Origin of the sequence: Burkholderia cepacia ATCC 25416, from assembly GCF_001411495.1 — a bacterium.
GTDB classification, from domain to species: Bacteria; Pseudomonadota; Gammaproteobacteria; order Burkholderiales; family Burkholderiaceae; genus Burkholderia; species Burkholderia cepacia.
The window spans coordinates 2,274,456-2,288,128 of the sequence record NZ_CP012981.1 but is presented as its reverse complement, the minus strand read 5'-3'; the positions used below and the strand labels follow the sequence as shown (position 1 = coordinate 2,288,128).

The following is a 13,673-nucleotide window of genomic DNA, read 5'->3' as shown; positions in this document are numbered from 1 at the left end:
TCGCGCGGCGGCCGCCGGCACGACTGCACCGGTGTCGCACCGGCGCACGCGGTCGTCGGGGGCGCACGGCGAGCGTGGCGCGCATCGCGCCGCGACGCGCCATACCGTGGTCACGCGTCCGGCAGAATCACCACCTTGCCCTTCACCTGCCGGTTTGCCATCCGCGCGATCGCGTCGGTCGCACCGGCCAGCGACACGCGTTCGGTGATCGCAGGCCGCACCTTGCCGGCCGAGAACCATTCGGCCAGCAAGCGCATGTTCGCGACATGCTGCGCCGGGTCGCGGCGCACCGCGTCGCCCCAGAACACGCCGAGGATGTCGCGCTCCTTGAGCAGCGCGAGGTTCAGCGCGATCTTCGGAATCTCGCCGGCCGCGAACCCGACGACGAGGAACCGGCCGCGCCACGCGGTCGCGCGCAGCGCCGCCTCGCTGTATGCGCCGCCCACCGGATCGTAGACGACGTCGGCGCCGCGCCCGCCCGTCAGTTCGTCCACACGGCGGCGCAGGTCTTCGGTCGCATAGTCGATCGTTTCGTCCGCGCCGGCTTCACGGCACAGTGCGAGCTTGTCCGCGCTCGACGCCGCCGCGATCACGCGCGCGCCGAGCGCCTTCGCGATCTCGATCGCGGCGAGCCCGACCCCGCCCGCCGCGCCCAGCACGAGCAGCGTCTCGCCCGCCTGCAGCCGCGCTCGCTGCTGCAATGCATGCAGCGACGTGCCGTATGCGAGCACGAGCGCCGCGCCCTGCTCGAACGTCATCCCCGGCGGCAACAGCGCGATCTGGTGCGCATCGGCCACACACTGCTGCGCGAACCCGCCGTGCCCCGTGAACGCGACCACCGAATCGCCGGGCCGCCACGCGGTAACGCCCTCGCCGACCGCGTCGATCACGCCGGCAAACTCGGCACCCGGCGAAAACGGCAGCGCCGGCTTCACCTGATACAACCCCTGGACGATCAGCGCGTCGGGAAAATTGAGCGACGCGGCCTTCACCTTGACCCGGACCTGGCCGGCCGCCGGTTCGGGAATCTCGACGTCTTCGATGCGCAAGCTGTCGATCGGGCCAAATGCGGTACACAACAGGGCTTTCATGCGCTTCTCTCTCCTTGCGCGGCGCGGCCGCGCATCGATGCGGTTTGCGGGATGTTCCCGCGCGCCCGGCTCACGACGCGTGTACGATGGCCATCCGAACCGGCCTTCGCGACATCGTCAGCATTCCGGAATGTCGGTGCGGCTACGTTCAGAACCACGCGTCGCGCATGTCGAGCGTCGTCGTGTCGACGCTCGACAGCAGATCGAGCTGTGCGTCCACTTTCGGCAATTCCCAGCGGAAGAAGTAGCGGGCGGCCGCACGCTTGCCGTCGTGGAAATCGCCGGTTTGCCCGTGCGCGGCGAGCGTCACGTCGAGCCACAGCCACGCGACGACGAGATGGCCGAACGCTTCCAGATAGACACTCGCGTTCGCGAGCCGCGCCTGCTGATCGCCGATCGAGCCGAGCTGTCGAGTGACGTCGATCAGCCGCGACCAGCGCTGCGCCAGCGCATCGGCCTGCTCTCGCAGGCCCGCGTCGAGCGCCCGCGCGCGTTCGACGCTCGCGCTGATTCTCCCGTCGAGCGCGCGCAGCAGTGCGCCATCGTCCTGCGCGACCTTGCGGCCCAGCAGGTCGAGCGCCTGGATTCCGTGCGTGCCTTCGTGTATCGGGTTGAGCCGATTGTCGCGATAGAGCCGCTCGACCGCGTAATCGCGCGTGTAGCCGTAGCCGCCGTGCACCTGGATCGCGAGGTCGTTCGCCGCGAGACACCACTGCGACGGCCAGCTTTTCGCGATCGGCGTCAGGATGTCGAGCAGCCGCTCGGCCTGGGCGCGCACGGTCGCGTCGTCGTGCGCGCGCGCTTCGTCGACCAGCTTCGCGCAGTACAGGATCAGCGCGAGGCCGCCTTCGACATAGGCTTTCTGCGCGAGCAGCATGCGCCGCACGTCAGGATGCTCGACGATCGGCGCCTGCGGCGCGGCGGCATCCTTGCCCGCCGGCCCCAGCGGACGCCCTTGAGGCCGGTTCCGCGCGTAGTCGAGCGCGTGCAGATAACCCGTGTAGCCGAGCGCCACCGCGCCCGCGCCGACACCGATGCGCGCCTCGTTCATCATGTGGAACATGTACGCGAGGCCGTGGTTCGGCCGGCCGACCAGATAACCGATCGCACCCGCCCGCCCTTCCGGCCGGTAGCGCGTGCCTTCGCCGAAGTTCAGCAGGCAGTTGGTGGTGCCGCGGTAGCCCATCTTGTGGTTCAGCCCGGCGAGCACCACGTCGTTGTGCTCGCCCTGCGCGGCGCCGTCGGTACCGGGCAGGTACTTGGGCACGATGAACAGCGAGATGCCGCGCGTGCCGGGCAGCAGCCGGCCGTGTTCGTCGGGGATCTTCGCGAGCACGAGGTGGACGATGTTCTCCGTCAACTCGTGTTCGCCGCCCGAGATCCACATCTTGTTGCCGGTCAGCCGGTAGCGCGGGCCGAGCGGCGAGTCGCACTCGAAATCCGCGCGCGTTGCGATGTCGGACAGCGACGAACCGGCTTGCGGCTCGGACAGGCACATGGTGCCGAAGTAGCGCCCTTCCAGCTCCGGGCGCGCGAACGCGTCGATCTGCGCGGGGGTGCCATGCGCGACGAGCAGGTTCGCGTTGGCGACGGTCAGGAACGGATAGGCGGCGGTCGCGATGTTCGCGGCCTGGAAGAACAGGAACGACGCGGCTTCGACCAGCTTCGGCAAGCGCATGCCGCCGAGCGCTTCGTCGTGGCCCGCGGCGATCAGCCCGGCGTCCGCGAAGGCGCGCACGGCCGGTTCGACGTCGGGGATCAGCGTCACGCGCTCGCCGTCGAAATGCGGTTCCTCGCGATCGCCTCGTGTCGCATGCGGCGCGAACAGGTCTTCGGCAATCCGCTCGCTGGTATCGAGCACCGCGTCGAAGGTCTCGCGACTGTGCTCCGCGTAGCGCGGCAGCGCGACGAGCGCCTCCGCATCGAGCCAGTCGTACAACAGGAACGCGAGATCGCGTCGCGACATCAACAAGCTCATCGTGCTGCCTCCCGGGGGAGCCGGCTTCGTCAGCCGAATGAAGGGTTCCGTGATTGCGAATGCTGGCAGGAATTTAGCACGGTCGTTCGCAAACAACAACGACGGATGCGCTAGTCCGCGTACCCCGGATTGCGCCGATCGAGCCGGCGCAGCAGCCCGGGCCAGACGAGCGCGCCGGCCCCCATGCCGCGCGTCACCGCGGCGATCTGCTGCTTGATGCCGTCGAGAATCGGCTGTGCGATCGGCAACAGCGCGGTGCCGCCGGCCTGCGCGCGCACCTGGATCATGCAGGCCGCTTCGAAGAAATACATCGCGACGAACGCGTCTGCCGGCGTCGCTCCGACGGTCAGCAGGCCGTGGTTGCGCAGCATCAGGTTCGTGTTGGCGCCGAGGTCGCGCACGAGGCGCGCCTTTTCGCCTTCGTTGAGCGCAATGCCCTCGTAGTCGTGATAGCCGAGCGACGCCAGCACGCCGAGCGACTGCTGCGACAGCGGCAGCAACCCGCCCGCCTGCGCCGACACGGCGACGCCGTTGATCGAATGCGTATGCATCACGCACAGCGCGTCGTCGCGGGCCGCGTGCACCGCGCTGTGGATGGTGAAGCCGGCCGGGTTGATCTCGTACGGCGATTCGGACACCTTGCGTCCTTCGAGATCCACCTTCACCAGCGACGATGCCGTGATCTCGTCGAACATCATGCCGTACGGGTTGATCAGGAAATGATGCTCCGGGCCGGGGATGCGCGCGGAAATATGGGTGAACACGAGATCGTCCCAGCCGAACAGCGCGGTGAGGCGGTAAGCCGCCGCCAGGTTGACTCGCGCGTCCCATTCGGTGGGGGAAACCGCCTGCTTCACGCTGACATCGGACGAGGCCATGTCGACACTCCTTGTTCAAGGATGGATGCGTACCGGGCCGCACGATACGGCCCGGCCTGGGGACTGCATCACCCCGCGCGGGGCTTCGCGAGCTGATCGGCAACCGGCAGGCTGCGGATGCGCGTGCCGGTCGCCGCGAAGATCGCATTGGTCAGCGCGGGCGCGACGGGCGGCAGGCCCGGCTCGCCCACGCCGCCGAGCGGTGTCGCGAAATCGTCGGGCGCGACGAGATGCACGCGGATTTCACGCGGCGCCTCGTTCATTCTCAGCACCTGGAAACCGTTGAAGTTGCTCTGCTCCGGATGGCCGTCCTTGAACGTGATCTCGCCGTGCAGCGCGATGCCGAGCCCCATCACCACCGCTCCCTCGAGCTGCGAGCGTACGCGCTCCGGATTGACCTGCGGCCCGCAGTCGATCGCGATGTCGACCCGCGGCACCGTGATCTTGCCGTCGGCATCGACCTGCACCTCGCACACCGCCGCCGTATACGACACGAAGCTGCGATGCGCGGCGATCCCGAGCCCGTGCCCCTTCGGCAGCTTGCGCCCCCAGCCCGCCTCGCGCGCGACCGTCTCGACCACGCGGCGCAGCCGCCCGGTGTCGACCGGATACAGCGCCGGATCCTCGCCGTAGTTCACGTTCTTCACCGTGATGTGCGGCTCGAAACGCCGCGCGGGCCCGATCAGTTCGAGCAGGAAATCCTTCGGGTCGCGGCCGGCCGCGTGCGCCAGCTCCGACACGAAACTCTGGATTCCGAACGCATGCGGGATGTTGTAGACCGAGCGGAACCAGCCGATCCGCGTGTGCGCCTGCGCGGCCGGGTTCTCGATCCGCACGTTCGGGATCGCGAACGGCAGGTCCGCGATCCCCTGCGCGAGCTCGCCCGGCTGCTCGTGCACGATGCCGGCCCTGAAGGTCGACTGGATCGACGGCGCAACCGTGCGATGCTGCCACGCGACCACTTTCCCCGACGCATCGATCCCGCCGTCGAACGCTTCGAGCGACACGGCATGGAAGTAGTCGTGCGCGAGGTCGTCCTCACGCGTGAACGTCAGCTTGACGGGCGCACCGACCGCCTTCGACAGCAGCGCCGCCTCCACCACGTAGTCGGGCTTCGACTTGCGGCCGAAACCGCCGCCGAGCAGCGTCACGTTGACCGTCACACGCTCGCCCGGCAACCCGAGCGCCTTCGCGACCTCGTCGCGCGTGGTCTGCGGCGCCTGCGTGCAGGTCCACACTTCGCATCGGCCGTCCGCCACGCGCGCGACGGCCGCGGGCGGCTCCATCGTTGCGTGCGCGAGATGCGGGATGTAGTAGGTCGCACGCACGCGTTTCGCCGCGCCGGCCAGCGCCGCCGCCGCGTCGCCGTCGTTGCGGATCACGTCGCCCGGTTGCGCGGCAGCCGCTTCGAGCGTCTTCCGATACGCGGCCGAGTCGTAGTTCGCATTGGGCCCGTGCTTCCAGTCGATCTTCAGTTGCGCGCGTGCCTGGATCGCCGTCCACGTGTCGCGCGCGACGACGGCCACGCCGCCGAGCGGCTGGAAGCCGGACGGCAGCGGCGTCGGCGCGAGCGGCACGACCTTGACGACGCCCGGCAGCTTCTCCGCCGCCGACGCGTCGAACGACGCCACCGTGTCCCCGTAGGTCGGCGGGCGCGCGACGACCGCGTACAGCATGCCGTCGAGCCGCGTGTCGATCCCGTAGTGCGCACGGCCCGCAACGATGTCGCGTCCGTCGATCAACGCCGTTTGGCCCTTGCCGATATAGCGGAATTCGGCTGGCGCTTTCAGCGGCACCGTTGCCGGATCGGGCGCCGGCAACGCGGCCGCTTTCGCCGCCAGTTCGCCGAAGCCGAGCTTGCGTCCGCTCTTCGTGTCGACGACCTCATGCACGGTTGCCTTGACCTGCCGCGCGTCGACGCCCCACGCCGCGGCGGCAGCCTGTTCGAGCATCGTGCGCGCCGCCGCGCCCGCGCGACGCAACGCGGCGAAGCTCTGGCGCAAGCTGCGCGAGCCGTCTGTATTCTGGTTGCCGTAGCGCGGCTCGTCGCCGACGGCCTGTTCGACCTTCACGCGCGCCCAGTCCGCGCCCAGTTCGTCCGCCACCACGAGCGCGACACTCGTGCGCACGCCCTGCCCCATCTCGGAGCGGATGCAGGTCACGGTGACCGTGCCATCGGGTGCGATCGCGACGAACAGGTGCGGATCGTCTCGCAACCCGTGCGGCATTCCCGCGCCGCCATAACGCGGATCTGCACTGACGGGCGGCTGGCTCGGCACGGCCGCGCGCACGAGCGACGGCACGCCGAACGCGAGCAGCAACCCGCCGGACGCGAAGCCGAGCAGCAGCGCGCGACGGCTTTCGTTATGGACGGAGAGTTCGGGCGCGCTCATGCGGCACCTCCGCGGCGCACGGCCAGACGGATCGCCGCGCGTATGCGCGTGTAGGTGCCGCAGCGGCAGATGTTGCCGGACATCGCATCGTCGATGTCGGCGTCGGTCGGATGGGGATTCGTCTTCAGCAACGACGCGGCCTGCATGATCTGCCCGGACTGGCAGTAGCCGCACTGCGCGACGTTCAGTTCCTGCCACGCCTGCTGCAGCGGATGGGTCAGATCGGTCGACAAGCCCTCGATCGTCGTCACGCGCTTGCCGGAAGCGGCCGCGACCGGGGTGATGCACGACCGGATCGCGACGCCGTCGACGTGCACGGTGCACGCGCCGCACAGTGCCATCCCGCAGCCGAACTTGGTGCCGGTGTGGCCGAGAACATCGCGCAGATACCAGAGCAACGGCATGTCGGGATTGCCGTCGAAGTGCTGCTCGCTACCGTTGACGGTCAGCGTGATCATCGTTCACCTCCTGGTTGCGATACCCGCTTCGGGCGGGCATCGAGTGGGGATTCGAACGGCGCGGCGCACATTCCGAACAACCAGGCAGGGCGCCGTGTCGTGGGCCGCGTTGCCTGCAGGCACGGCCCGGCAGATGCTGCAAACGATGCTGCGGCCCGGTTGCCTGCGCAACATGGCAACGAATTCCCGGCCGCTCGCTCGTCCGCATGGATCGCCGATCCGCATTATCGAACCATTTCGGATTTGCCGTCGGATCGGGGGGATTCGGGCGTTTCAGGTAATCGGAGCGGGAAATTTGCCCGGAGATGGCGTGCCGCGACCGGTCACGCTTGCCGGAAAGGTGGGCTGGCGATTCAGGTTTCGATGCACGGCCGCAGGTGGTTCGCTCTCGTTCTTGCACGGCGACTGGCCACGTTCGCCGGGCGCTGCGGTGCCGCGGTAGCAAAGCCGGACGACCAGACCCGCCCTGTGCAATCAGCGGGCCGAGAAACCGGAAATGATCGATCGCGCAAACGCAAACGTCCGGCCGGCCTCCTGGCCGGACCGGATCATCCCGCGATTGCAACGAGCGGTTCGGACGCTAGCGCGCCGCGATGCTCACCGCGACCTCAACGCCTGCAACCCCAGCGTGAGCGCGTTGAACGGCATTTCCGCCGCCCCCATCGAAAAGCTCGTCGCCTTCGTGGGTACGCCCGAATTCCGCATCAGCGCATGAACGATCCGCTCGCTCGCATGACCGTCGCCGTACGGATTGCTCGCGCGCGCCATCTCCCCGTAAGCGCTCTCGCTGTCGAACAGCCGCGACGCTTCCCACACGATCCGCTCCTGATCGGTACCGACGAGCCGCGCGGTACCGGCCTGGATCGCCTCGGGCCGCTCCGTCGTCTCGCGCGTGACGAGCACCGGCTTGCCCAACGCGGGCCCTTCTTCCTGAATGCCGCCCGAATCGGTGATGATGAAATGCGCACGCGACATCAGGAATACGAACGACAGGTATTCCTGCGGCTCGATCAGGTAGATGTTCGGCAGGTTTCCGAGCCGGGCGCGCGCCGGCTCCCGCACGTTCGGATTCATGTGCAGCGGATAGACGAACTGGGCGTCGGGATAGCGCTTCGCGAGCGCGCACAGCGCATCGCAGAAATTCTGGAACGGCTCGCCGAAACTTTCGCGGCGATGGCCCGTGATCAGCACCATGCGCCGCGACGGCTCGAGAAACGGAAACTGTCCCGCGACCTTCTCCGTCAGCGCCGTCGTGCAGTCCAGCATGCGCTTGACCTCGTGCAGCGCATCGATCACGGTATTGCCGGTCAGTACGACCGCCGCGCCCGGCACGCCCTCGCTGAGCAGGTTGTCGCGTGCCTGCCCGGTCGGCGCGAAATGCCACGACGATACCGCGTCGGTCACGCGGCGGTTCAACTCCTCCGGCCACGGCGACCAGATGTCGCCGCTGCGCAAGCCGGCCTCCACATGCCCGACCGGCAAATAGCGGTAGAAAGCCGCCAGACTGACCGCGAGCGTGGTCGTCGTATCGCCGTGCACCAGCACGACGTCCGGGCGCAACTCGTCGAAGACGACGCCGATTGCCTGCAGAATGCCGGTCGTCACGTCGGTCAGCGTCTGGCTTTGCCGCATCACGTTGAGATCGTAGTCGGGCTTGATGTCGAACAGCGTCAGCACCTGATCGAGCATTTCGCGGTGCTGCGCGGTCACGCATACCCTAGCGTCGACACCCGCGTGTGCTTTTAATGCACGCACCAGCGGTGCCATCTTGATGGCCTCCGGGCGAGTCCCGAACACAAGCAAAATCTTTTTCATCGTTATCCTCGTAGACCCATATCGCGCTGAATGACCCTGCTCGCGGCGCGAAGCATGTAATCAGACGGCACCTTCCGTACTCGCACGCGATCGACACGCTGCAGTGTCGCGGAGCGAGCGCGCCGCCCTGTCCACGTGGTCTGCGCCACGCGAATCGTCGTACTACCGGCGTCTCGTTGCACTTGATCAGTCACGTCATGAGTCGTTCCTCGCTTGGCCAGGCGTCACGTCCGTTCGTCACGTCCCCCTCCACTACAGCAATATTCAAACCAGTCGTACTGCGGCCGTGTCCGGTTCACATCGCATGCACCGTGCACACGCGATGCACGACGAAATGTTTCACAACTGCTACGCGTGTCGCATCGCCGGTCAAGCGCGATACAGGCAAAAATCCAGGTAGTTTCATGGCCCCTTCAGCGGCGTCGTCCGACGAATCGCGGACGCGTGTCGCGCATTCGTTTCGCATCGGATCTCGCGGATCTGTCGAAGCGCGTTGCGTTTACTCGATCCGCCACTTTTGTCTGTGCAGCGGGCGGCGCAATCGGCCGCTCGGCCGCGATCCCGCACGAGGGATTTACCTGACGTGCAACCTCCTTCACGTCGCACGAATCGATGCATGCGAAATGTTGCGAATGTGTAACGCTGATCCGAAACGGGGCGGATACATCGACGCGCGGCCAATGCAGCGCATGCGCCTGCATGAATCGCATCGGCACCCCGGCCGATGCGCACACAACGAACGACACCGCGCGCATCACCGCGCAAAGTCACGCTGCCGGCGCGGCACACGTTCGACAGACAATTCGATGGACCCATCGAACGTGCGGGCTGCAATCCCGGTCGCGCGCGGGCAATCGGCCTGCACGCGGGCTGATTCTTCGATGAATCAAAATCCGCCGCCGCTGTCCGCGCCACGCCCCCGGCCTCCGCCCCTGCTCCTTGCTGCGCGCGGCATCGCGGCCGATGGCTCACGCCTTGCTTAATGACAGTCAGGTGTACCTCGAAGCACGCGCCGGACAGCGGACGAACGGGGACGCCCAAGCAACGAAGCCGGGAGGAAACGCGACGCGTCCGCCGGGAGCGAAAAACAAGCGCTCCTGCGCACCGCGCGTGCCGACGTGTCCTGTTGCAATACGCGATCCGCGGGCCAGGTTCAGGCTCCGATGCAGGGAACTGCCTCGTGGACGCATATCCCGGTACGAGCCTCGGGTTCACCCGCATCACCGTGAACCCGAGCCGCAACGTCGACACGCTCGCCAGACGCGACGCGGCCAACGCCGCGCCCGGCGACGATTGCACAGGACCCCGCGCAGGAGCCCAGGACATGAAACGGCCCGCGCTTTCCCCGACCGCACGCTCGCGCGTCGCGGCCACCATCGCGCTGTGCCGCCTCTGGCACGTCGCCTGCTGTCTCGCCGCGTGCGGCTTCGCACTGCACGCGAGCGCCACCGAACTCCGGCTCGAAGGGCTGTACCAGCGCACCGACGGTGCGATCACCGTGCGCCTGAACGGCGTCGGCATCGATCCGTATTTCGCGGCAAAAGCGCTGCTCGCCGCGTCCGACGCGCAACTCGACGCCCGTCAGGCCGCACTCGCGTGGATCGCATGGTTGCTGCCGCGCCAGCGCCCGGATGGCGGCTTCGATCGCTACTGCGTGAAGGACGGCCGCTACCGCTCATGTGCCGAAGCGGAAACCGACGACGCGATGACGGCGACCTGGATCGAATTGCTCGCCCGCTTCGCGCCGCCCGGCAGCTTGCCCGCCGCGTGGGAACTCAGCCTGAACCGCGCCGCCACGCATCTGGAGACGCTGCTCGACAAGCCCTCCGGCGTGTATCAGATCTCGTCTTCACTGCACGTCGCGCTGCTGATGGACAACGTCGAGGTACACAGCGCGTTCCAGGCACTCGCGGCGTACTACGTCCGGCGCGCCGACTACACGCATGCGGGCCCGTGGAGCCTGCGCGCCGACCAGCTTGCCTCCGCGATCCTGAAGGTGTTCTGGCGCGGCACGGCATCCGGTTTTCGCGCCAGCACGCAGCAGGTCAGCGATGCGAGTTTTTACCCGGCGAAGATCGCGCAAATACTCCCGCTCCTGTCCGGTATTCAGGTTCCCGAACAATCCGGCGAGGCGATCTATGCACGGTGGATCCGGAAGTACGGCAGGAGCTGGCCGCAACTTGCCAACACCGACTACCCGTGGAGCCTGATCGCGCTGGTCGCGGTCAAGATGAACGATTGGAGCACGGTTGCCTGCTGGCAAGCGCGATCGGGGCCATACCGGCACGGCGCGCACTGGAACGTATTGGAAGAGTCGCTTTATCTGGCATTCGAAAGCCGGATGGCCGATCCCGTCATCCCCGCTCGATGCGGGCTCACGACGGCGGCGGCAACGGCAACCGCATCGCGCTGACGCAACGGCGCGTGCGGTCCATGATCACTAAACGGGAAGGAGGCGTGTCATGTGTGGCATCGTCGGCGCAGTCGCGCAACGGGACATCGTCCCGATTCTGATTGAAGGTTTGCGTCGCCTCGAATATCGCGGCTACGATTCATGCGGCGTGGCAACGGTCGTCGACGGCCAGGCGCGCCGCGAGCGCAGCGTGTCGCGCGTCGCCGATCTCGACGCGCACGTGCGCACCGCCGGCCTGACCGGCAGCACCGGCATCGCGCACACGCGCTGGGCGACGCACGGTGCGCCGGCCACCTGCAACGCGCATCCGATCTTCTCGCGCGACGAAATCGCGCTCGTGCACAACGGCATCATCGAGAACCATGAAACGTTGCGCAAGCAACTTTCCGACGCGCACTACGAATTCGACGGCCAGACCGACACCGAGGTCGTCGCACACCTGATCCACAGCAAGTATCGCGGCGACCTGCTCGCCGCCGTGCGCGCGGCAACGTCGCAACTTCACGGTGCCTACGCGATCGCGGTGTTCAGCAAGCACGAGCCGCAGCGGCTGATCGGCGCACGGGTCGGCTCGCCGCTCGTCGTCGGCGTGACGGATGGCGAATGCTTTCTTGCGTCCGACGCGCTCGCGCTCGCCGGCATCACCGACCGCTTCATCTTTCTCGAGGAAGGCGACATCGTCGAGTTGACGCCGGGCGGCGTGCGCGTACTCGATCGCGGTGGCGCGCCGGTCGAGCGCGCGGTACAGACCATTTCGTCCGCGCAGGCCGCGGTCGAACTCGGGCCGTACCGGCATTTCATGCAGAAAGAGATATTCGAGCAACCGCAGGCCGTAGCCGCGACCATCCCGGATGCCGGGCTGTTCGATCCGGCCGTATTCGGCCCCGACGCCGCGCGCGCGTTCGAGCAGATCGACAACGTGCTGATTCTCGCGTGCGGCACGAGCCACTATTCCGGCCTGACCGCGCGCCGCTGGCTCGAAACGATCGCGCGCGTGCCCGCCCAGGTCGAGATCGCGAGTGAATACCGTTACAGCGACGCGCTCGCAACGCCGAATACGCTGGTGGTGAGCGTGTCGCAATCCGGCGAGACCGCCGACACGCTCGCCGCGCTGAAGTATGCGCAGGCGCTCGGCCATATCGATACGCTGGCGATCTGCAACGTGCCGACCAGCGCGATGATGCGGCAGGCAGGCCTGCGCTTCCTGACGCGGGCCGGCCCGGAAATCGGCGTCGCGTCGACCAAGGCGTTCACGACGCAACTCGTCGCGCTGTTCATTCTCGCCGTCACGCTCGGGCGGCTGCGCGGCTACGTCGACGATGCACAGCTCGCGCGCTACACGATGCAATTGCGGCGGCTGCCCGGCGCGCTCGAGGACGTACTTGGGCTCGAGCCGCAGATCGAGCGCTGGGCGGCGGAATTCTCGCAGCACGAGAATGCGCTGTTCCTCGGACGCGGGCTGCACTACCCGATCGCGCTCGAAGGTGCGTTGAAGCTGAAGGAGATTTCGTACATCCATGCGGAGGCGTATCCCGCGGGTGAGCTCAAGCACGGGCCGCTCGCGCTCGTGACGCACACGATGCCCGTTGCGACGATCGCGCCGAACGATGCGCTGCTCGAGAAGCTGAAGTCGAACATGCAGGAAGTGCGGGCACGCGGCGGGCAGCTTTACGTGTTCGCCGACGCCGATACGCGGATCGACAACAGCGAAGGCGTGTCGGTGCTGCGGATGCCGGATTATTACGGGTTGTTGTCGCCGATCCTACACGTCGTGCCGCTGCAGTTGCTCGCGTATCACGCGGCGTGTCTGCGTGGGGCGGATATCGACAAGCCGAGGAATCTGGCGAAATCGGTTACGGTGGAGTGAGGGGGGGGTACCGCTGGCGGACTGGTGAAGGTCTTCAAGTGCTGAGACTGGCCCGCCCTACACGACTCGAACGTGTGACCTACGGCTTAGAAGGTGTGAACACGCTTTGCGCTGCTCCTTATCTGGCAAGAGCTTCTGGGATTTTAAAGGTCTCTAGTCACACTCTGGTCACACCCGGTTTTCTCCTGGAAGACCGTATGGCGACCGTACGCAAAAGAAAAAATGGAAGGATGTGCCAAGTCCGCAAGACGGGCCGTCCATCAAAGGCGAAGATGTTCGAAACGAAGGCGGATGCCCTTGCATGGGGCCGCATGATCGAATCGGAAATCGACATGAGCGTGTGCGTCAACCGCGAAGAAGCCGAGTGCACAAGAGTCGCGGATCTACTCGACCGCTGTCTGCGTGACGTGTCACCGACCAAGCTAAGCGGTTCGGCTGACATCGGTCGGGCGAAGGCATTGAACAAACGCGTTGGCGCTTACAAGTTGTCGGTTCTCGCGCCGATGCACCTTGCCGCCTACCGCGATGCGCGACTGCAAACGGTTTCAGCCCAGACCGACATTCACGAACTGAACCTGCTGAACCGTGTCCTGACACGTGCGACCCGAGAATGGGGAATCGTCTTGCCAACGGGCATTCCAAAGATCATCAAGCCGCGTGGACTTGCTCCTGTATCTCCGGACACGCGCCAGAACGAACTCATCAATGTTACGAATCAGGTGTTCGACAGATGTCCGTAATGACGCCATCTGCGAACACCCCGCCCTCCCACATCTGGAT

9 protein-coding genes are annotated in these 13,673 nt (G+C 66.8%); 3 read left to right on the top strand and 6 right to left on the bottom strand.

From position 1 onward, the window contains the following. Positions 1-110: 110 nt before the first annotated feature. From APZ15_RS10420 to wecB, 6 genes are all read right to left on the bottom strand, one after another. Positions 111-1,091 carry an NADPH:quinone oxidoreductase family protein gene (locus tag APZ15_RS10420; RefSeq protein ID WP_027787841.1) on the bottom strand — a complete coding sequence of 327 codons (981 nt, stop codon included), beginning with the start codon at positions 1,089-1,091 and terminating at the stop codon, positions 111-113. Positions 1,092-1,239: 148 nt separating this feature from the next. Next, entirely contained in the window at positions 1,240-3,069 is a 1,830-nt protein-coding gene (locus APZ15_RS10415; RefSeq protein WP_027787842.1) for an acyl-CoA dehydrogenase, read from the bottom strand. A gap of 110 nt (positions 3,070-3,179) precedes the next feature. Then, positions 3,180-3,947, bottom strand: a complete 768-nt coding sequence (locus APZ15_RS10410; protein WP_027787843.1) for a class II aldolase/adducin family protein — start codon at positions 3,945-3,947, stop codon at positions 3,180-3,182. A gap of 68 nt (positions 3,948-4,015) precedes the next feature. After that, on the bottom strand, positions 4,016-6,340 hold the full coding sequence (locus APZ15_RS10405) for a xanthine dehydrogenase family protein molybdopterin-binding subunit (RefSeq protein WP_027787844.1): 2,325 nt from the start codon (positions 6,338-6,340) through the stop codon (positions 4,016-4,018). After that, complete coding sequence (locus APZ15_RS10400; protein ID WP_021157241.1) at positions 6,337-6,798, bottom strand: (2Fe-2S)-binding protein; 462 nt, start codon at positions 6,796-6,798, stop codon at positions 6,337-6,339. Before APZ15_RS10400 ends, APZ15_RS10405 begins: the two co-directional genes overlap by 4 nt. Positions 6,799-7,395: 597 nt before the next feature. After that, positions 7,396-8,613: a non-hydrolyzing UDP-N-acetylglucosamine 2-epimerase gene (gene wecB / locus APZ15_RS10395; protein WP_027787845.1), complete on the bottom strand. Its 1,218-nt coding sequence runs from the start codon at positions 8,611-8,613 to the stop codon at positions 7,396-7,398. Positions 8,614-9,937: 1,324 nt separating this feature from the next. Between wecB and APZ15_RS10390 the strand changes: the two genes are divergently transcribed. The 3 genes from APZ15_RS10390 (at position 9,938) to APZ15_RS10380 (ending at position 13,633) form a co-directional block, all read left to right on the top strand. Further along, a complete protein-coding gene (locus APZ15_RS10390) occupies positions 9,938-11,026 on the top strand; it encodes a prenyltransferase/squalene oxidase repeat-containing protein (protein WP_027787846.1) in 1,089 nt (362 codons plus the stop codon). A gap of 49 nt (positions 11,027-11,075) precedes the next feature. Beyond that, a complete protein-coding gene (gene glmS / locus APZ15_RS10385; RefSeq protein WP_027787847.1) occupies positions 11,076-12,893 on the top strand; it encodes a glutamine--fructose-6-phosphate transaminase (isomerizing) in 1,818 nt (605 codons plus the stop codon). 197 nt (positions 12,894-13,090) lie between these two features. Beyond that, positions 13,091-13,633 (top strand): site-specific integrase, encoded by a 543-nt coding sequence (locus APZ15_RS10380; RefSeq protein WP_146774575.1) that lies wholly within the window; start codon positions 13,091-13,093, stop codon positions 13,631-13,633. The last annotated feature ends 40 nt before the right edge of the window (positions 13,634-13,673 follow it).